This is a genomic window from Acidisoma sp. C75, assembly GCF_054665095.1.
In genome coordinates this window covers 214,575-234,187 of the sequence record NZ_BAAFHD010000003.1, presented here as the reverse complement: position 1 = coordinate 234,187, position 19,613 = coordinate 214,575, and the positions used below count along the sequence as shown (strand labels likewise).

The 19,613-nt window shown below is 63.3% G+C and carries 13 protein-coding genes; 6 read left to right on the top strand and 7 right to left on the bottom strand.

Going from position 1 to position 19,613, the window contains the following annotated elements; genetic code table 11:
• Positions 1-3 precede the first annotated feature (3 nt).
• Positions 4-567, top strand: coding sequence for a nucleoside 2-deoxyribosyltransferase (locus ACYQ7X_RS05445; RefSeq protein WP_459695844.1), 564 nt, complete (start codon positions 4-6; stop codon positions 565-567).
• A gap of 155 nt (positions 568-722) precedes the next feature.
• Here ACYQ7X_RS05445 and ACYQ7X_RS05440 read toward each other — a convergent pair whose 3' ends face one another.
• The gene (locus tag ACYQ7X_RS05440; protein ID WP_459695843.1) at positions 723-1,901 is read right to left on the bottom strand and encodes a GGDEF domain-containing protein; all 1,179 of its coding nucleotides are present in this window, start codon (positions 1,899-1,901) and stop codon (positions 723-725) included.
• Positions 1,902-2,380: 479 nt separating this feature from the next.
• Here ACYQ7X_RS05440 and ACYQ7X_RS05435 point away from each other — a divergent pair, with 479 nt between their 5' ends.
• Positions 2,381-3,574: an alpha/beta hydrolase family protein gene (locus ACYQ7X_RS05435; protein ID WP_459695842.1), complete on the top strand. Its 1,194-nt coding sequence runs from the start codon at positions 2,381-2,383 to the stop codon at positions 3,572-3,574.
• A gap of 80 nt (positions 3,575-3,654) precedes the next feature.
• On the opposite strand, the gene ACYQ7X_RS05430 is transcribed toward ACYQ7X_RS05435, so the two are convergent.
• From ACYQ7X_RS05430 to ACYQ7X_RS05405, 6 genes are all read right to left on the bottom strand, one after another.
• Positions 3,655-8,352, bottom strand: coding sequence for an autotransporter domain-containing protein (locus ACYQ7X_RS05430; protein ID WP_459695841.1), 4,698 nt, complete (start codon positions 8,350-8,352; stop codon positions 3,655-3,657).
• Positions 8,353-8,658: 306 nt separating this feature from the next.
• Complete coding sequence (locus ACYQ7X_RS05425; RefSeq protein WP_459695840.1) at positions 8,659-9,447, bottom strand: bestrophin-like domain; 789 nt, start codon at positions 9,445-9,447, stop codon at positions 8,659-8,661.
• Between the two features lie 241 nt (positions 9,448-9,688).
• Positions 9,689-10,669 (bottom strand): helix-turn-helix domain-containing protein, encoded by a 981-nt coding sequence (locus ACYQ7X_RS05420; RefSeq protein ID WP_459695839.1) that lies wholly within the window; start codon positions 10,667-10,669, stop codon positions 9,689-9,691.
• A gap of 309 nt (positions 10,670-10,978) precedes the next feature.
• Complete coding sequence (locus tag ACYQ7X_RS05415) at positions 10,979-11,548, bottom strand: glycosyltransferase family 61 protein (RefSeq protein WP_459695837.1); 570 nt, start codon at positions 11,546-11,548, stop codon at positions 10,979-10,981.
• Positions 11,533-12,513 (bottom strand): hypothetical protein, encoded by a 981-nt coding sequence (locus tag ACYQ7X_RS05410; RefSeq protein ID WP_459695836.1) that lies wholly within the window; start codon positions 12,511-12,513, stop codon positions 11,533-11,535. Before ACYQ7X_RS05410 ends, ACYQ7X_RS05415 begins: the two co-directional genes overlap by 16 nt.
• A gap of 237 nt (positions 12,514-12,750) precedes the next feature.
• Positions 12,751-13,437 (bottom strand): type 1 glutamine amidotransferase domain-containing protein, encoded by a 687-nt coding sequence (locus ACYQ7X_RS05405; RefSeq protein WP_459695835.1) that lies wholly within the window; start codon positions 13,435-13,437, stop codon positions 12,751-12,753.
• A 399-nt stretch (positions 13,438-13,836) separates the two neighbouring features.
• On the opposite strand from ACYQ7X_RS05405, the gene ACYQ7X_RS05400 reads away from it, so the two are divergent.
• The 4 genes from ACYQ7X_RS05400 (at position 13,837) to ACYQ7X_RS05385 (ending at position 19,612) form a co-directional block, all read left to right on the top strand.
• Positions 13,837-14,451 carry a TetR/AcrR family transcriptional regulator gene (locus ACYQ7X_RS05400; RefSeq protein ID WP_459695834.1) on the top strand — a complete coding sequence of 205 codons (615 nt, stop codon included), beginning with the start codon at positions 13,837-13,839 and terminating at the stop codon, positions 14,449-14,451.
• A 193-nt stretch (positions 14,452-14,644) separates the two neighbouring features.
• Positions 14,645-15,253 carry a TetR/AcrR family transcriptional regulator gene (locus tag ACYQ7X_RS05395; RefSeq protein ID WP_459695833.1) on the top strand — a complete coding sequence of 203 codons (609 nt, stop codon included), beginning with the start codon at positions 14,645-14,647 and terminating at the stop codon, positions 15,251-15,253.
• Positions 15,254-15,279: 26 nt separating this feature from the next.
• Positions 15,280-16,449: an efflux RND transporter periplasmic adaptor subunit gene (locus tag ACYQ7X_RS05390; RefSeq protein WP_459695832.1), complete on the top strand. Its 1,170-nt coding sequence runs from the start codon at positions 15,280-15,282 to the stop codon at positions 16,447-16,449.
• 22 nt (positions 16,450-16,471) lie between these two features.
• Positions 16,472-19,612, top strand: coding sequence for an efflux RND transporter permease subunit (locus ACYQ7X_RS05385; RefSeq protein WP_459695831.1), 3,141 nt, complete (start codon positions 16,472-16,474; stop codon positions 19,610-19,612).
• Position 19,613 lies beyond the last annotated feature (1 nt).

Below are 19,613 nucleotides of genomic sequence, written 5' to 3'. Positions count from 1 at the left end.
CGGATGATCACCGCCTATCTCGCCGGGCCCGATGTCTTCCTGCCGAATGCCGCCGAGCACGCGGCCGCCAAGGTCGCCATCTGCGCGCGCTATGCCATCCGCGGCCTGCCGCCGCTGAATGAGGATATCGCGGCCCTTGCCAGCATGAGCGAGGCCCAAGCCGGGCTTGCCATCTTCGCCAAGGATGTGGAGATGATGGAGCGGGCGGAGATCGTCATCGCCAATCTCACACCCTTTCGCGGCGCCTCCGCCGATTCCGGCACGCTGGTCGAGATCGGCTGGTTCCTCGGCCGCGGCCGGCCGATCTTCGGCTATTCCAATAGCGCGACACTCTTCGCCGAACGCAGCCGCGCCCAGGTGGCGGCCCTGCCCGATCCTCTGCCGGGCTTGGCCGTGGAAGGCTTCGGCCTGCCGGATAATCTCATGATCCCGGGTGCGGTTGAGGCGGCCGGCGGCCTACCGATGGCCGTTCCACAAGACGGGCGAGACCGCTCTTTCGACGCGCTCGACATCTTCGAGCTTTGCGTGGCGCGGGCGGCAGCGAAGCTCGGCCTCTCGCTGCCATAATTGCCTTCGCCCTGCGTCGTCCTCGGGCTCAACCCCGCGATCTCCCCGCTCACGCGCACGGATCTGGCTGGCTGGGAGCCAAGATCCGCAATCCCCGAACCACCGAGCGCCGCTCTCCGACCCGGTGAAACCGGAGACTGCTAAGACGTGCCCCTTCATGCCTGAGCCTGTTGCGCTCCAGCGATGATGACAGCCTGATTTCTGCCGAAGACCTTAGCTTGGTAGAGCGCGTTATCCGCCGCTCGGACCAGCGCGCGGCCGATATCCCCCGGCGTTGCGGGCGTCTCCTCTATCGCGACCCCGATGCTGACGGTGACGAACTGGCTCGCTGCCCGTTCATGCGCGAGATCGAGCGATCGGACGGAGGCCAGCAAGCGGTTCGCCAGGCGCGTCGCCCCCGCCAGATCGAGGCCCGAAGCCATCACGACGAACTCCTCCCCGCCGTAACGGAAGAGCTTGGCGCGGTCCTCCCTGGAAGCCTGGTCCAATGCGATCGCAAGCTTGCGAAGGCACCAATCGCCCTGCACATGGCCGTATTGGTCGTTATAGGATTTGAAGTGATCGACATCGATCATCAGGAGCGCCAGGCCCCGATGGGGGCGGCGCCCGATGCTGGAACCGGCCGAATCGAGGGCTGCTTCGAAAGCCCGGCGATTGCCAACCCCGGTCAGCGCGTCGCGGATCGCAGCAGAACGGTAATGCCCCATCGCCCGTTCCCGGACGAGAACGATAAATCCGACGGCCATCAGCAGCGTGGTGATAAGGGATGCGATATTGACCAGCATGATGCCGCGAATCATCTGCAGGGGGCCGGAGACAGGCGGCACGGCTAAATTAAAGGCGGCCCATCCCCAATAGACCGCCGCCTGAAGGCCGAGCAGCCCCATGATGTAGAAGCGTAGAACCTTGGGGGAGTCCTCGAGCCTCCAGAGTTCCCTGACAGCAAGAATGAACACGCTGCCCATGACGATATTGGCGAGGACGATACGGCGCCCGATATCCTCGAAGAACCATGGCACCCCGGACAGGAGCGCCCAGGCGACCAGCGGAAGACCCAAGATCCATGGCATGGCCGGCCGACCGGAGAGCCGACGACAGGCCATCCACAGGCCACACATTCCGCCCTCGACAAGCCCATTCGCGAGGATAAGTGACGCTGGCGCAGGCAATCCGAAGCGAACGACCACGCCAAGCCCGGCCGAGAAGGCACCGCCCGCCATCCACAGGAGGGCATCTTCGTCCCGCGTCTGCACCCAGGCCATGAAGTAGCTGAGGCTGACGATAACAATAAGCAAACCGTGCGTGACGATCAGCGTGATCGGATCAAGATTCATGAGCGCGAAGCATATGTGTCTGTAGTGATCCGACTCGACCCAGGATCGGCAAGCTTGCCCCAGCGCAATCTAGACTTTTTGGGCTAGGCTAGTTAGTGATATCTACCTCTTGCGAATAGGTGGCTGGGCTTGTCCCTCGGATCGCATCGGGGCTCGGCCAAGCTCGCAGGGCCGCAGACGGCGGCCCTTTCTCCCCATCGCACCAAAAGCCAGAAGCACGATCGGCGCGGTCGAGGATAAAAGTAGCGTCTTTTAGCGCCAACTCCAACCGCTCTGGCTTTCCCCTCGGGAAGATCCCGCGGCGCGGGCGCTGCCGGGCGACGACCGCCCCGGCTTTGCCCATCGCTGGGCAAGGGCGGCGTGGAGCGCATACACCGAAAGCCAAGGAATCCGGGGCCACCATACCGATGATGGAAAACGACAACGCAGTCTTGGGGCGGCGCAGCCTGGCGCGCCATGCAGCAGGGATTTTCGGAGCCGTGGCGTCATTCGGCCTGCCTACCGCCAGGGCGGCGGAGATTGAGGGCCCGCCTGCCCTGCCGGTCGCTGCGGGGGTGACCTATCGCCTCATCGGCAGGTGGGATGCGGCGAAGCTCAATCAGGTGCTGCTGGCGGAAGCCCCCAAATTCTTCGCGCTCGATATGCGTTTCACCCCAGCCCAGCATGGCGTGAAGCTCTATCAGGTAATCTATCCCTCGGTCGTTCCGGAGCAGGGAAACCGGCCCATCGCGGCCTCAGGCCTCCTCGCCGTGCCTGATACGGCGGGCGCCCGGTTTCCGCTGGTCTCCTATCAGCACGGCACGGTTTACGGGAAGCAGCAGGTTCCATCCGACCCCGACCAATCGCCCGAGACGGCGCTGATGATCGCGCAGTTCGCCGGCCAGGGCTATATCGTTATCGGCGCCGACTATTTCGGCATGGGCCTGTCGGCCGAGCCGGAAGGCTATCTGGTGAAAGCCGCCCACCAGCAGGCATGTTTCGATATGCTGCAGGCATCCCGCCCCGTGCTGCAAGCGCTTGGCCTCTCCGCCGGGAAGCTCTTCCTCGCCGGCTGGTCGCAGGGAGGGTTCGTCACCATGGCCTTCCTCGAGAAGCTACAGAGGAGCGGCGTGCCGGTCAGCGGCACGGTGACGGCCAGCTGCCCGATGGACGGGCTCGCGACCTTGGGCGGCTTTCTGAACTTTCCGCGCGGGAACGATGCGAGCTGGGTGCCCGTGCTTTTTATTCTCACTGCGTTTTCGTTCGAAAACTATTACGGCCTGCCGGGCCTCGCCCGCGCGATGTTCCTCGAAAACCGATACGACATCGCCCGCGCGGTCTATGAGCGGCAGAGCTACGACATGGCACAAGTCCCCACCAGACTGCACGATCTGCTACGGCCGGCCTATTTCGACCCCGAATTCTTTATGGCGTCCGCCTATGGCCGTCTCGTGACCGAGACCTTGCAGGTCTATCGCTGGATCATCCAAACGCCGGTGCGAAACTACTACGGCGAGAGCGACGAGGTGATAACGCCCGGTGTCGGCCGCATGGCGATGACCTATCAGCAGGCGATCGGCAGCGGCAATACCGCAGTGACCGCCCTCTCCACCGGTAAGACGGACCACCGCGGCACTTTCATGACCGCGGTGCCGGAGTGGAAGCGCTGGTTCGACCAGCTCGGCGAGGGCTGATCCCGATCAGATGACGCCGCGGCGCCGCTCTCGCTGAGTGAGCGGCGCGTGAGCGAGCATGAACCCCGTCAGGCGGCGGCTTACCAGCTGACCCGCAATCCGCCGGTGACGTTCTGAGACTCGCTCTGACCGTTGAATGCCCCAGCATAGGAGGCATAGACCGAGAGCGGCCCGCCGGTGGAGAGGCTGGCGCCCAGGCCCAGGACCGCGAAATCCCGCCCGAGAGTTGGGCTGCTGACGGTGAAGGCAGGGCCGCCGAGCGAGAGGAAGGACGCCTGGATGGCGGCATTGGTATCGGCCAACTGGTGCATCCATCCGATATCAGTCGTCGGTGTCAGCACCATGTGGCGGCCGAAGGCGAAGGCACGCTCGATATGCACGCCAAGCAGGGTCTGCACGCTCGCGGCCGAGGTTCCGTTGATGGCGAGGCTCGTCAGCCCGCCTTGGGTTTCGTTGAGGCTATTGGCGGTAAAGCTCGCCGCCGAAAGGGTGAGCCCAGGATCGACCTGCCAACCGCCCAAGGGCAGGCGAAGCCCTGCGCGCAGGAGGCCGCCGCCGGCGGTGCCGGTCTGCTGGCCCTTGGCGGCAGTGCCGAAGGCAGGTTCCGGGCGCGTCACGTCATTTTCCGAATAGCTGCCGCCGAATTGCAGATCGGCGAAGGCGATGCCCTTTTGGAAGGAGCCATAGCCGAGCAGCTCGAAACTATTGCCCGAGAGGGTGGCGCCGGAGCGGTCACTGATATTGGGGCTGGTGAAGGCGAAGGCGACACCGGCGCGCAGACCCGGCTGCAAGAGCTTATCGACGCCGACCGCGACACCCCCGAGCGATCCGCCATAGCCGGGCGCGCCGGTGGAGTTGACGCTCGCGAACTGGCCGAGCCCGGTCATCCAAACCGTCTGCCCGGCGTGGTTGGTAGTGGCATAGGATTGCGGCGCGCGCGCCGAGCCACGCTCGGCATCCAGCTCCTGCTCGACCGCCTGTGTCCCGAGGGACCAGCCGGACAGCGACGTCATGATCCCGTCACCATAGATCGTGGGGGCGAGCTGTTGCAGGCTGGTCGGCAGGCTTGCCGCCGCCTGCTGGTAGAGCGTGGTGTAGAAGCCGGCGCTATTCCCGGTCATGGCGAGGCCGGCCGCCGGGCGGCTCGCATCGAGCGCGGCGCCGACCGCCGATTGCGTGCTCGTCTCGGCGATACCGGCGGCGGGGAGATTAGCGTAGCTGGACGGCGTGACCACCAGGCTGAGGCTGGTATTGCCATAGAGCGCATCGAAGCGCGTGCCGGCGCCGAGCCCGGCGGGCTGCACGAGGCCGGCAAAGCTGCCCGTGATGCCGCCGGCGGCGGACAGGATGCCAAAGGTCTGGCCGAGCGTCGGCGTGAACCGATTGCTCGCATTGCCGGTGATGCCTCGCAGCTGCGGGGCGAGCAGACCACCCGCGGTCAAGCTGTTGCCGGCCCCGAGCACGATGACGCGGCTGTAATTACCTGCCCCCGTGCCGGTGCCGTCGATATCGAATTCCGAGGTCGCGGTGCTGCTCAGCACGACGGGCGAGAGGAAGGTCAGCGTGCCCGGGCTGTCACCGGGCGCGAGGCGGCCCGCCACGCGCGTCGGCGCGGTGATGACGCCGGTGCCACGCAACTCGCCGCTGGTGCCGATGGAGATCGCGCGTGCCTGAATCTGGCCGTCGATCCGTAGCTCGCCAGAATCCTGATCGGCGGAGGAATTGACGAGCTTGCCGGTACCTGTGAGGGCGAGCGTCGCACCCGGTGCGACGCGGGTGGCGCCCGAGAATGTGTCGATGCCGCTCAGAGTCTCGGTGCCCGATGCGATGGCAAGCGACCCTTTGGTCCCACCCGCGACGCCGCCATCGGCCATCGTGCCGGCGAAGGTGCCGTTGGCATTGGTGATCGTCAGGCGTTGGCCGCCGAGATTGACCCGCCCGCTGCCGCTGAGGGTCTGCACGGAAGCCCCGGCGCTGGTGGCCGAGATATCGAAGGTGCCGGTATCCGCGACGCCCGAGGAGGTGGCGATGCTGCCCTGGCCGCTCAGCGCGAGGGTCGCCCCGCTCGCGATCGTCGTCGCCCCGCTATAGGTATTGCGATTGGTCAGCGTCAGCGCCTGTGGACCAAGCACGTTGAGAGCGCCGCTGCCGCTGACGACACCGCTCACGGTCAGCGGCGCCGCTGTCTGGAAGCCGCCGCCCGTGGCATTCAACGTGATGGGCCGCGCGGTCGTGAAGCTTGCCGTGTTGCGCAGCACGCCGCCCGCGAAGATGAGGCCGCCGGCACTCGCTCCGAGATTGGCATCCTGGGCAACCGAGAGGACGCCCTGCTGTAGATAGGTACCGCCGGTATAGCTGTTGCTGCCGGTGAGCGTGACGGTGCCGGCGCCGGTTTTGACCAGCGGGCGGCCGCCGGTCGTGCCATCGGTGAAGGTATCGCCGCGCAGAGAATCGAATCCCCCATTGCCGAGAACGATCCGTGTCGCGCTATCGAAATAACTGGTGACGTCGGGGACGATCCAGGCGCCGCGCCCAAGGGTCGCGACGGCGAGGAGATCGTCGGTATAGGAATAGGTCAGCTGGGTCACCTTGACATTCGGCAGGGCCTGGGCAAAGGCGGACCACGCACCGCTCCCCCAGTTACGCGTCGGGTCGTTTTGCAGCGTGTAGATATTGCTCACGCCATTGCCGGTGGCGACGGTTGATTGGCCACCGACAAAAAGGGCGTTGACGCCGTTATTGTCGATCGCAGTAACGGCGCTGACCGCGGAGAGGGTTGCCGGCAGGGTTGTGCCAAGATCCCGCATGCTGCAGACGGCACCGCCGAGGCAGGCGCTGTTGGCTTGGACGAACCAGACATCACGGCCGCCGACGGCGAAGATCTGGCCCGGGCTGGACGGTGCGAGCGCAAGCGCATCGACAGAGGAAAGCTCTTGCGGCAGGTTAAGCCGGACGACGGATGCGCCAGGCGCCGTCGCATTGGCAGTGGCGTAGAGGCCGAGGGCACCGCCAGCGCTAGAGCCGGAGGCAACCAACCCATAGCGCCAGCTGCTCTCCCGCGAGCCGAAAGCAACCTCGGTCATCGAGCTATTCGCGGATGCGAAGCCGGGCGCGATATCCGTGACGCCGACGTATTGGTTGTTCGTGAGATCGTTCAGCTTGTCCTGCCCGACAAAGAGGCTTGTACCGGCAACCGCGAACCAGGTCGGGTCCAGGCTATCGAGCGTGAATTTCGCCATGAAAGGTTGAGTCGGCAAATCATTCCCGTTGAGGGTCAACCCCAACTCGGTCTGCGTGCCGAAATTTCCGGCGGAGTCCACAACGACGCGCGTTACCGTCGTAAATTTCTGGAACGTGCCGTAGAGCACGGCCTTGCCGCTGCCGCGCAGGCTGGTGCTGTTGATCGCGACATTTGTTCCGTCACCACCCACGAAGGTTTGCCATTGCGCACTGCCCTGCATGATCTGGCTATTGACGCCGTTATCCTGAAACGCGCCCGCGATGGTTTTGCTGACAGAGTTCCAGGCGACACCGTAGAGTTCGCCGGCGACATAGCCGTTCATGATCGGCTGCCAGGCATTGCTCTCCGGTTTCACCGACTGGTTTCGGTAGATGCCGCCATCGCTGCCGAGAAGAAGATTGCCGGCACTATCGAAGGCGATCGTGCGGAAATCCGAATGCGGGTTGTCCACGGTCGTCTTCAGCGCGCCGATATCGGTCCAACTAATCGCGCCCGTAGCTGGGTTGATCACACCACGATAAAGGTTGCTGGGCAGATCATCCGCCTGAGCGGGAGTATTCGGCGGACTGCTGCCGATATAGATGACGTTGCTATTCGTCGGATCAACAGCAAAGGCGAGATGCTGCGCTCCCTGTTCGGCCTGCATGAGAGCGCTGTTGACCGGCAGAACCGCCCACTGGTTGGTCGCCGGATCAAGCCTGAACAGGGCCTGCGCGCTGCTGCCGCCTGCTGCCGTATTCGATGCGCTGACAGCGTAGATGGTACCATTGGAAGAGGCAGCGAGCTTCAAGTTCACGCTCGCGCCGATCATGCTGGCATTCGCTGTCGTCTGGTCGAGAACCCGCGAGAAGCTCAGCCCGCCGTCACTGCTGCGATAAATGCCGTTGAGTTGCGGAGCGGCGGCATTGGCGACAGCGGCATAGACGAGATTGGCGTTGTTCGGGTCGGCAACCAGGCTGGTGACCGGAACGCCCAAGGGGAGAGGCTTGGCGGGATCGCTGATCGCCTGCTGCAGGCTGATGTTCTGGCCGACCCAACTCCCCGTCCCGTCGGCACCGATTCGATAGACGCCACCCTGAACGGCCGCGACATTCGAAATGTCCGAGCCGGCCAGAATGACACCCTGATTGTAGGACAAGCTCGTGAAATTGGCTGAAAGTCCGGCGGCCAGCCCGCTCGCGCTCAGCGTGGACCAGCTCTGCCCGCCATTGTCGCTGCTCAAAAGCCCGATGAGCGGGCCACCGGCATAAGCGGAGGAACTTGTTCTGCCGATCGCAGCGATGACCCGGTTCGCATTGGTCGGATCGAGCGCGAGGGCGCCGATCGAGAGGGAGGCTTGCCCATCGGTCAAGGCTTGCCAGGATGCGCCATCGTTGAGCGATTTCCAGACACCGCCATTGGTCGAGCCCAGATAGATCAGGCCTGGGACTGTCTTGCTTGTCGCGATCGCCTGAACGGCACCACTAAGCGCGGTGCCCATGAACGTATTGAGGGCGCGCGGCACCGCCGCGGGGCCGGGGCCTGCGGAGCGGATCATCTGCGCACCCGCGGGCCTGGCCGTGAGCGGCAGCGTGGCGAAGGCGCCAAATAAGGCCCATGCGGAAGAAGCCAGCAGGTATCCACGCCGCGTGATGATCATTCTTGTCTCCGACCTTCGGCCGGCCTCTTCTCAAGGAGCTGCACGCTATTCAAGGAGCGACAAAGATCCGCTTTAGGGAATCTTACGCAATACTTTGCAAAATCATTATCAAAGCCAGACATAGCCCGGCCTGGACCACTCAGTCATTCAACGGAAAGCTTCCAGCCAAGCCAACACAGGAACAAACCGAGAGCACATGGCCCCTCAGAGGCGGTGGGCGTTCAATAAAAGGGTCTGTTGCAGCGGTTCGCTCGATACGCTCGTTTGCCCACGAAAGGGCTCGTCCACGATCATCAGCATCGCGAGCATGAGGGCGACCGCGCAGGTGGCCGACATCGCGGTCGCCAAGGCCCCTGGCGTCGTGCCGATAAAGAGGCCGAGCGCAAAGACGACGAGCATGAAGACAAGAATGGTTGTCCAGTAGAAACTGCTCAGACCGTAAAGCTCGGGATTGCTTTCGGAGATGGTCAGCTCCCGCAGGTCACTCAGATCATCCAAGGTCTTGAGGATTTCCCCGTAAGCGACGGTCTTGCGCAAGTCGGACGGTGTGTTCGAGCGGAGGGCGACCGATAGCGCGTGCATCGCCACATCGGTGCGGACGGAACGACGGGCGTTCCGCATGGCCGGCCATTCATCATCAATGCGCGCCTGAATGTAAGCGGCGAGGAGCGGGCGGTCCGCCGCGAACTCCGGCTTTCCCGAGCGGAGCAGCATGCGATCCATCGTCTGGCCGAGCGCGGCCTCCTTCACAACCAGATCTTGCGCGGCCTTGAGGTTGTTCTGCGCCTGCACGAGCGAGAAGGCGAGCAGCACGCCGAGGATCGACGCCACGCCCTTCAGCGCATCGAGAATGGCCTTCTCCCGGTCTTCATTCTGCTTGAAGGGCAGGATGCGCCGCCCGACAAAGGGCAGGAAGAGAGAAATCATAGCGCAGGATGCGACGGTGACGAAGAGGATCGTCAGGTCGCCAAAAGAATGAATGAAAGAGAGCATTGGTACAGTTCAGCAGGAGTATTCAGGGAGCACTTAACGAAAACGCAATAACACTGTACTGTTCCAGCCTGGGCGATCACAGTGCGAGCGCAAGGCAAGTTTGATCATAGCCAGTCGTGCGGAGGCAACAAGGCGGCAGATCCCGGTTTGAGATGTTTCGGCATCTGATTGAGACGCCGTGGCGGTTAATCCCGCCTCTGCGCCGCCGCGGAGCCTTGCGGCGGCGATGCCCCCCCGCCGCTCAGTCGGTGCCGGTCGCCCGCAGCGTGCGCATCCAAACCGTGAAGTTGCGCTCTGGGCTCGCATCCGGCCCCGGGGCAGGGAGCGCCGCCTGCAGCCCATCCGCGCGCGCCCTGGCCTCGCTCGGGCACTCCCCGAAGGCCGCCTTGAAATTCCGGGTCAGCGCCGTCGCATTGGCAAAGCCACAGGCGGCGGCGATCTGGCTGAGCCGCGCGTTCCGATAGGCGGGGGACGCGAGACGGAGTGACGCCTCGGCCAGCCGCCGCCTGCGGATATGTTCCGAGACGCCGCCCAAAGGTTCGAACAGACGATAGAGGCTTGCGCGGGAAAGGCCGAAGCGCGCGGCGATCTGCACCGGTTCCAAAGCACGGTCGGCAAGATTGGCATCGATATAGACCGAGATCTGGCGCAGCAGGGAGGGGATTTTCAAATCCGGCTGATCGGCCACGCGGATTGTTGCCGCATCCGTCAGCAGCGTGCTGATGAGCGCGACCGTACCGCGCGCGGCGGCTGTCGCTTCGCGCGGACTGAGGGACGGCGCTCGCGCCGTCAGCGCCTCCAGATGCGCCGCCAGCAACTGCGTGAGGGGGCGGTTCCGATCCATGACGAGGCCGTTGAGGTGGCGGAGATGCGGCAGCGCCGAGGCGAGCCATGGGCGGGGGATCAGCAGCGTCAGATTATGGAAGTCTGACGCCTCGGTCCGCAGAGTGCCGGTGAGGTCAAAGAGGCAAATATCGCCTGCCTCCACCCTGATCGGGCGTCCATCGGCGCTGCCCGTGAAGCCGCCTTCACGATAAAGTTGCACCATGGCGTGATCGAGCCCGCTACGTTGCACGAGTTGCGGCGAGCGCTCGAAGCGGAGCGCGCTTGCACGGATGGAACCCAGCATGACAGTGCCAAGATGCCAGGATACCATCTCCAATGCGAAATTCTCGGCCGAGGCATCCCGCGGCAAGCCGATCGCGAAGATATCGCGGGTCACCTCTTCAAAGGCCGCAAAGGCGGCAGCGGCACCAATACCGCGCGCCGAGAGGTGAAAGCTGGGCAAGCTTGTGGTCGCGCAGGGCCGCACGGCTGGGGCATCCTCAAAGCTGAAGTCGGGCCGGGATCGTGATGCCGGCGGCGGGCATAGCGATCCGCTGGCTGTCTCTCGCACAAAAGCCGCTACCGCCGGCCCGGTCAACCGGCGCGGTGGCGGCCGGCCGCTCATGGAGCAGGTTCACCGCAAGGACGGTGAAAGCCTGGCAGGCCCGCCCCCCCGGCGGCTTCGCGGGGCGTCAAGCCCGGCCGATCACTCTTCCGAAGCGCCCTTAAGCACTGCACTGGCCCGCTCCGCGATCATGCTCGCCACGAGGCCCGCGACGGCCTCCACATCGACCGAGAAATTGGCGTGCCATCCCCGCCCGACCTCCGCCTCGGGCGGATCGAAGCCGACGAACCCATACCGGTGGCCGAGGATATTCGCGAAGTTCTTGAACCAGGCGTTAAACTGCAGGCCATGGAAAATCTCGATCACCGATGCACCGGGCGGCGCGAAGGCCATATTGCTCAACGCCCCACCATGCGGCCCGACGATGACTTCGGCCCGCGCGAAGGCAGCCTCCTGCTCAGCATAGCTCATCTCTCCGCAAACGATCGCGCTGAAGCCGAGCTTGGCGAGGGCAGCCACGAGCTCCGGCTCGTTGACGACGCTGCGCTGCGTATGGATATCCTTGCGACTGAGATAGATGCGGGTCGGCCGAGAGGCATCCGGGGGCGAGGCTCGCTCGCGCATCGGAGCCAGACCTTGCGAGAGAAAGCGCGAGAACCGCTCCTGTTCGGGAATGCGATGCAGCGAGGGCACGATCAGCTTGCGAAACATGATCCCCTCGCTCGGATCGCCAGCCCAGGGATCGAGCACCGGCAGGGCGCCGCAGCCGAACCGCGCGAGCGACTCTTGCCGAAACGCTTCAAAACGCACCCCGTTCGTGATGCCGAGGACGATATCCCGCGCGGCTTCACCCATGAAGCCGGAAAGATGCGCAAGCATCGCGAGTTCGGCAGCGATTGGGTATGCCAATGTCCGAAATTACCGCCGAGCGTATTCATCAGCAGGGTCGGGCGGGTTTCATAACGCATCACGAAAGGCGTATCGAGACAAACATCCTCGCCGTGTTCGAAGGCTCTACGCGCAAAATTCCCTGTTCTAAGATCGGCCTGATAGGTTGTCTCGAACAGCGGCACGGAATGCTTCGTCAGAACAACAACACCATTGATCAGCGTCGCATTGCTCAAGACATGGAAGAATACCGGCCCGGCCTCGTATTCCTGCGCGAACACGTAAGTCCGATGCTCGGGGACCATGCTGCCACGATAGGCCGAGGATGAATTGTAGGCGGAACGCACCACTTCCGCGGGATGAAGGAGGAAGGAGAAGTCCTGCCGATCCTCATCCATCCGTCTTGCTTCATCAATATCGGATGTCACGAGCGGTAGCGGGCCGGTATGGGTCCGCAGCCGCGCACCGAGCTTGCGAAAGATATGGATGACATCGGTCCTTCCCTCGAAGGGAAACTGGTACCGCCCGGATATTTCACGATAAAGACAGAAACGATCGATATCGATCTCGCAGATCGTGGTCGGCCTGAATTCTTCGGAGAAGATGACGAGGGTCCGGCCATCCAGCAACCAGAAGCGTTCATTTGGCGCGCCACCACGGATCGTACCGCTTTCCTCGAAGACAAGTTGACCGAGGAGGGTTCCGCTATTGTCGCGGTACATGAGCCATTGTCCGACGATCAGCACCCGAAGATCATGATCACTCACAGGGCGAGCGCGATCCGCCATCAGCCTAACCTCTTGCGCGACTACCGAGGTGAAACAAGGGCCTCAGGTGCGAGCCGGTGTCAACCACCGGTTCACTGGCTACGAAGCGCGCAAGGCCACGGCAAAGCCTTGCGCAACACTCGTTAACTTTTGCCCCGAGCGATGGCCCCTGAGGATGCGAGCGCAGCCTGCGCGCCGATGCCGGATGAAAGCACCGGCATCGCCCCCCCCCCCCGCACGGGATGACGATGGGAGCAGCTATTTCTCGGCGCGCAGCGCCTCCATCAGCACTTTGGCGGCTGCCGGTGACGAGCCCGGATTCTGCCCGGTGATCAGCAAGCCGTCCTGAACCACGTACGACCCCCAATCGGGCCCGCGCGAATAGATGCCACCCTTGGCCTTCAATTCGTCCTCGACGAGGAAGGGCACGATGGTGGTGAGGCCCACGGCCTCCTCTTCCGAATTGGCGAAACCGGTGACCTTCCTGCCTGCGACGAGCGGCCGCCCATCGGCCGCCTGCACGTGACGCAGAACGCCGGGGGCATGACAGACCAGGGCGACCGGCTTGTTGGCTGCCAGAAAGCTCTCGATGAGGGCGATCGACGCCTTGTCCTCAGCGAGATCCCAGAGCGGGCCGTGGCCGCCCGGGTAGAAGACGGTGTCGAATTCGGCTTCCGAAACCTCCGACAGCTTGACGGTATGGGCGAGTGCCGCGGTTGCTTCGGCATCCGCCTCGAAGCGCCGGGTGTCATCGGTCTGGTTGGCGGGCTCGTTGCTTTTGGGATCGAGGGGAGGCTGGCCGCCCTTGGGGGATGCGAGCGTGATCTCGGCACCGGCCTGCTTGAAGGCATAGTACGGGGCGGCGAGCTCCTCGAGCCAGAAGCCGGTCTTACGGCCGGTGGTGCCGAGAGCATCATGCGAGGTGAGGACCATCAGGATCTTCATCGAACGTCATTCCTTGTTTGCGCGACCCGAAGGCGAACGGGTTGCGGCGCATCGGCTGGAGAGCGGACTGACCCCCGGCAATCGCGGCGACTACCGACGATTTTCGCCGGCAGCCTGAGCCTTGGGTGGCCCGAACAAGGGCATGACTAACCTTAATCCGACCGGTCGTCTAGTAAAAAAATATCGGCCAGACGCAGTTCTTTCAAATCTGTTTCCTTCGATCTCTTGCCCGTTAAGATGAGGCAGGCCAATCTAGACGACCGGTCAGATCACGTGTAAGAGCGGCTATGGAAGAGGAGAGAGCCGGATGTCTTGCGCTTGGCTTCCTGTTTCAAGCAAGCGGGGCTCGACCTTTCCCCATGAAGAGACGACAAGCCGAAGTAACTGTGTGAGGCGCAGATGGCACTAGCGATTGACGAGCACCATGTTCGCGACACCCTCATCGCGACGGGTCAAAAGATCATGGGCCGGAAGGGATTCTCCGCCGTTGGGCTCGCCGAGATCCTCAAGGAAGCGGGCGTCCCCAAAGGCTCATTTTACTACTATTTTTCGTCGAAGGATGCCTTTGGCGAGGCTTTGATCCTCGAATACTTCAAGCAATACCACGCACAGATGGATGCGCTCTTCACCAAGACGGGGCTGACCATGGCTGACCGCCTGATCATGTATCTCGATAGCTGGCGGGACCATCAATGCGCATACAATTTTCAAGGGCGTTGCCTGGCCGTCAAGCTCGGCGCCGAGGTTTCCGACTTGTCGGAACCCATGCGGCTTGCGCTGAAGGAAGGAACGGCTGGGGTGATTTCCCGTCTGACAGTCGCCATCGAGGCCGGCCTTGAAGAAGGGTCCTTGGCCTCTCCGGAACCGGCCGAGCTTCTCGCGCAATCGCTTTACAGCCTGTGGCTGGGCGCGAGCGTCATGGCCAAGATCGTTCGTGCGGATGCCCCGCTGGATATTGCCCTACACGCCTCGCGGCGACTGCTCGGGATCGCAAAGGCAAGAGGCCAGGGATAGCTCGGGCGGGAAGCCGCCATCACCTAGCACCATCGCCCTGTCAACGCGGGAGGCCGCCCACGCCGCGGCGGGCAGCAGAAAGAAGCCGAGCAGCATCCCGCGCCTGGCGCATACCCGCCCCTGGAAAGGGTGATTGCGCCCGGCTTGGTGACGAATTATATCAGTCGTCACATTTTCATCACGATGAGTTCCCTTGCCCAGTCGTTCCGAAACTCACGAACTGATCCTGGAGACCGCGAAGGAGCTGTTTTCCCGCTTCGGTCCCCGGCGTACGACAGTTGCAGACATCGCCCGAGAACTGCGCATGTCGTCCGCCAATGTGTACAAGTTCTTTCCTTCCAAGGATGCGATCGTCGAAGCAGTGGGCGAGCGATTCATGGAGGAACTGCATCGCGAACTCGTGCCGCTGATCCGCGCACGCAAGCCGGCATGGGCGCGAATCGAAGACCTCGTAAGAGCCGTCAACCGCCACTTCGCGGATATGATCGAGGCCAACGTCTCTCGTCACGGTGCGCAGTTTTTCCAGAATGTCATCGAGTTCGAAATGCTCAAGCGCGAGCAGAAATGGCGTTTCGTCGAGGAATTCCTCCACTCCACCCTCCGGCTTGAAGTGGCCAAGCTTCTGCGCGAGGGTATGGAAACCGACGGGTGGCGCGTGGACGATCCTCTCCTGCATGCCGATACCCTCCTCAATTGCCTTGCCTGCTCTATCGAACCAGTCATGCTGATCGGCCTCTCCCGGGAGGTGATCGAAGCCCGCCTCGACCGGCAGCTGGCCCTCCTCGCCCGCACGCTCTCCTGACATTTTTTTTGGCCAATTGGTGACGAATGTTAAGTTCCGTTACTCGTCTTTCATCATGCGTTACACTCCGCGCGACGGCCGGCCTCGCCGTCCTGGCGCTCGCGCTGACCGCCTGTGACAAGCACGGCCCGGGCGGCCCACCGCCAGGGCCGCCTCCCCCCGTGCCCTACATCACGGTGACCCCCCAACCGGTGACGCGGACAACGGAGCTGCCAGGCCGCACCTCCGCCATCCTGACCTCGGCGGTCGCGCCGCAGGTGACCGGCGTCATCCTCAAACGTCTGTTCACGGAAGGCAGCGAGGTCACCCAGGGTCAACAACTCTATCAGATCGACCCTGCCACCTATCAGGCGACCTATGATCAGGACCGAGCGACGCTCGCCTATGACGAGGCGGCACTCGCCACCGCGCGCGCCAAGGCCAATCGCTATCGCCCCCTGGCCGCGGCCAAGGCCATCAGCAGCCAGGATTACGACGATGCAGTTGCCGCCGCAAAGGAAGCCGCCGCCAATATCCTGATCGCCAGGGCCCAACTCGAACAGGCGCAGATCAACCTCACCTATACCAAGGTGCTGGCACCGATCTCCGGCCATATCGGCGCCTCCGCGGTGACACCGGGCGCCCTCGTCACCGCCAATCAGACGACGGCGCTCGCCACCATCACCCAGCTCGATCCGATCTATGTCGTGCTCAACGAGCCGGCGACCACCATTCTACGCCTGCGCCGCGAGATGCAGCAGGGCCAGTTGCAGGATGCCGGCAATGGCGAGGCACAGGTGACGCTGAAGCTTGAGGACGGCACCACCTATGCCGAGCCCGGTAAGCTCCAGTTCTCGGAAGTGACGGTGAGCGAGACCACCGGCACCGTTCTTGTCCGCGCCGTCTTCCCCAACCCCGACCACCTGCTGCTGCCCGGCATGTTCGTGCGCGCGGAGCTTGTCGAAGGGATCAACAAGAACGGCATCCTGCTGCCGCAGGAGGCCGTTTCCCATAATTTCCATGGAGACCCGACCGTCTATCTCATCGGACCCGATAACAAGGCGCATCAGCAGGTAATTCAGACCGGAGACGCCGTCGGCGACAAATGGATCGTCACCGGTGGCCTCAAGCCAGGGGATCGCGTTGCCGTGGGCGGCTTCATGGCGATCAGGGACGGTGCCCCGGTGACGCCCGTGCCCGCCGCCAGCAAGTCCTGATCCCAGGCCGGAGACCCCTACAGTGTCGCGCTTCTTCATCCATCGCCCGGTCTTCGCCTGGGTCATCGGCATCATTCTCATGCTGGTCGGCGGGATCGAAATACTCCGGCTGCCGATTTCGCAATTTCCAACCATCGCGCCGCCGCAGATCTCGATCTCGGTCACCTATCCCGGCGCCTCCGCCGAAACCGTGGCCGATACCGTCGTGCGGCCGATCCTGCAGCAGATGAGCGGGCTCGACGGTCTTGAATACATCTCAGCCAGCGCCCAGGCGAACGGCTCGATGGAAATCGACCTCACCTTCACCCAAGGCACCAACCCCGACATCGCCCAGGTGCAGGTGCAGAACAAGGTCTCGCTTGCCGAGTCGACACTGCCGACGGAGGTGACCCAGCAGGGCATCACCATCGAAAAGTCCACCAAAAACTACATGCTGATCGTGGGCCTGGTCTCCACCAACGGCAGCATGACGGCGCAGGACATTTCCGATTACATCGCCTCCAACATCGAGAATCCGCTGACGCGCATTCCTGGCGTGGGCGACTATCAGCTCTTCGGCTCCGAATACGCCATGCGCATCTGGGTCGATCCGGCAAAACTCTACAAATACGCGCTGACGATTTCGGACGTGACGACAGCGATCGCCGCTCAGAATGTCCAGGTCTCCTCGGGTGAGCTCGGCGGCCTGCCAGCAGTGAAGGGGCAACGGCTCGATGCCCTCATCGTCGGCCCCAGCCGTATGACGACGCCCAATCAATTCCGCAACATCCTGCTGAAAGTGGAGCAGGACGGCAGCCGCGTCCTGCTGAGCGATGTCGCAACCGTCGAACTCGGCGCCCAGAACTACAGTTCGAGCGCGCTCTATAACAATCACCCTGCTTCGGGCATCGCGCTCAAGCTCGCGCCCGGAGCCAACCAGCTAAGCGTCGAAAAGGCGGTCAAGACCGAACTCAACAAACTCAGCACGCAATTCCCCTCGGGCCTCGAGATGGTCTATCCGATCGACGGCGCGCCCTATATCTCGCTTTCGATCGAAGAAGTGGTGAAGACGCTGGCCGAGGCGATCGCCCTCGTCGTCATCGTCATGCTCATCTTCCTGCAAAACATCCGGGCAACCCTGATCCCGGCAATCGCCGTGCCGATCGTGCTGCTCGGCACCTTTGCCGTGCTCGGCACCCTCGGCTACTCCATCAACACCCTGACCATGCTCGCGATGGTGCTTGCCGTCGGCCTGCTCGTTGATGATGCGATCGTCGTCGTCGAGAATGTCGAGCGGCTGATGCAGGAGTACAACCTCTCGCCAAGGCAGGCAGCCCTTCGCTCCATGGAGGAGATTTCCGGCGCCCTCGTCGGCATCGCGACCGTGCTTTCCGCGGTCTTTCTACCGATGGCGTTCTTCGGCGGCTCCACCGGCGTCATCTACCGGCAGTTCTCGGTCACCATCATCTCTGCCATGGGCCTCTCCGTTCTTGTCGCGCTGGTCCTGACGCCGGCGCTTTGCGCTACCCTCCTGAAGCCCCGCAGGCATGACCCGATGCAGGGGAACGGGCCCGGCGCCATCTTCAATCGCAGTTTTGAGCGGATGCGCCGCGGCTATGGTCGGGGGGTGGGCGGGCTCATCAACGGTTCTGTCTTCACTATGCTCGGCTTCGTCGGTATCGTCTTCATCTCCGCCTGGCTGTTTCTGCATCTTCCTGCAGGCTTCCTGCCGCAGGAAGATCAGGCGCTGCTCATGGGTCAGGTTTCCCTGCCGCCGGGCGCGACGGCCGAGCAGACAGAAGACCTGAACCGCCAGGTCGTCGATTGGACGCTCAAGCACGAATCCGCCAATGTGAAGGGCGTCTTCACCGTCTCCGGCTTCAACTTCGCAGGCCAGGCGCAGAACGCGGGTTTCATCGCGATCTCGCTGAAGAACTGGGCCGAGCGCACCCGGCCGGATCAAAGCCCGGCCGCCATCGCGGGGCGCATCATGGCGCATTTCGCGGGCAACCCCGCAGGCCAGGTCTTCATCCTGCAGCCGCCCGCGGTGATGGAACTCGGCAACGTCTCCGGCTTCGACCTCGAACTCGAAGACACGGGAAACCTTAGCCATGCGAATTTCCTGCAGGCGCGCAACATGCTGCTCGGCATGGCAAATACGGACCCCAAGCTCATGGCGGTCTATCCCAATGGGTTGAACGACGCACCGCAATACAAGCTCGACATCGACCGAGAGAAAGCCTCTGCCTATGGTCTCTCGATCTCCGATATCGACAGCCAGATCCAGGGCGCGCTGGCCTCCGATTATGTTGACCAGTTCATGCGCAACGGGCGGGTAAAGGACGTTTATGTGCAAGGCGAGGCGAGCAGCCGCATGCTGCCCGCCGACCTCGGCAAATGGTACGTGCGCAACAGTACCGGCAGCATGGTGCCGTTCAGCGCCTTTATGACCGGGCGTTGGGTTTCCGGCCCGCAAAAGGTCGAAATCTACAACGGCATCACCTCCTACGAGATCCAGGGCCAGCCGGCACCCGGCGTCAGCACGGGCGAGGCCATGGCCGAGATGGAAAAGCTCATCACCAGACTGCCGCCCGGCGTCGGCTATGAATGGACTGGGCTTTCCTTCGAGGAATTGGCCTCGGGTTCGCAGACCTACGTGCTCTATCTCATCTCGCTCGTGGTCGTTCTGCTCTGCCTCGCCGCCCTCTACGAGAGCTGGCCAGTGCCCTTTGCGGTGATGCTGGTGGTGCCGCTTGGCCTCGTGGGCACGATCCTCGCCGCCTTCCTACGCGGCATGGACAACGATGTCTATTTCCAGGTGGGCATGTTGACGACGGTAGGCCTCGCGGTGAAGAACGCCATCCTCATCGTGGAATTCGCCAAAGCCTTTTATGACGCAGGCAAGTCTCTGCGGGAGGCGGCGCTCGAAGCGGCGCGGGAGCGCCTGCGTCCGATCTTGATGACCTCGATTGCCTTCATCTGCGGCAGCATTCCGCTGGCGATCGCCAGTGGCGCCGGTGGCGCCAGCCGCATTGCCATCGGCACCGCCGTGGTCGGCGGCATGCTGACGGCAACGATACTCGCTGTCTTCTTCGTCCCCGTCTTCTTCGTCGTCGTGCTGCGCCTGTTCCGCGTCAAGCCTCGGCCATCGCTTGAAGCTACAACAGCGCCGAAAGAGGCCTGAC

What these genes read in the sequence shown, in the direction of transcription:
- ACYQ7X_RS05415 (WP_459695837.1), bottom strand. Translation starts at nt 11,548, where the DNA reads ATGTTTCGCAAGCTGATCGTGCCCTCGCTGCATCGCATTCCCGAACAG.
- ACYQ7X_RS05405 (WP_459695835.1), bottom strand. Translation starts at nt 13,437, where the DNA reads ATGAAGATCCTGATGGTCCTCACCTCGCATGATGCTCTCGGCACCACC.
- ACYQ7X_RS05390 (WP_459695832.1), top strand. Translation starts at nt 15,280, where the DNA reads ATGTTAAGTTCCGTTACTCGTCTTTCATCATGCGTTACACTCCGCGCG.
- ACYQ7X_RS05430 (WP_459695841.1), bottom strand. Translation starts at nt 8,352, where the DNA reads ATGATCCGCTCCGCAGGCCCCGGCCCCGCGGCGGTGCCGCGCGCCCTC.
- ACYQ7X_RS05445 (WP_459695844.1), top strand. Translation starts at nt 4, where the DNA reads ATGATCACCGCCTATCTCGCCGGGCCCGATGTCTTCCTGCCGAATGCC.
- ACYQ7X_RS05440 (WP_459695843.1), bottom strand. Translation starts at nt 1,901, where the DNA reads ATGAATCTTGATCCGATCACGCTGATCGTCACGCACGGTTTGCTTATT.
- ACYQ7X_RS05400 (WP_459695834.1), top strand. Translation starts at nt 13,837, where the DNA reads ATGGCACTAGCGATTGACGAGCACCATGTTCGCGACACCCTCATCGCG.
- ACYQ7X_RS05410 (WP_459695836.1), bottom strand. Translation starts at nt 12,513, where the DNA reads ATGGCGGATCGCGCTCGCCCTGTGAGTGATCATGATCTTCGGGTGCTG.
- ACYQ7X_RS05425 (WP_459695840.1), bottom strand. Translation starts at nt 9,447, where the DNA reads ATGCTCTCTTTCATTCATTCTTTTGGCGACCTGACGATCCTCTTCGTC.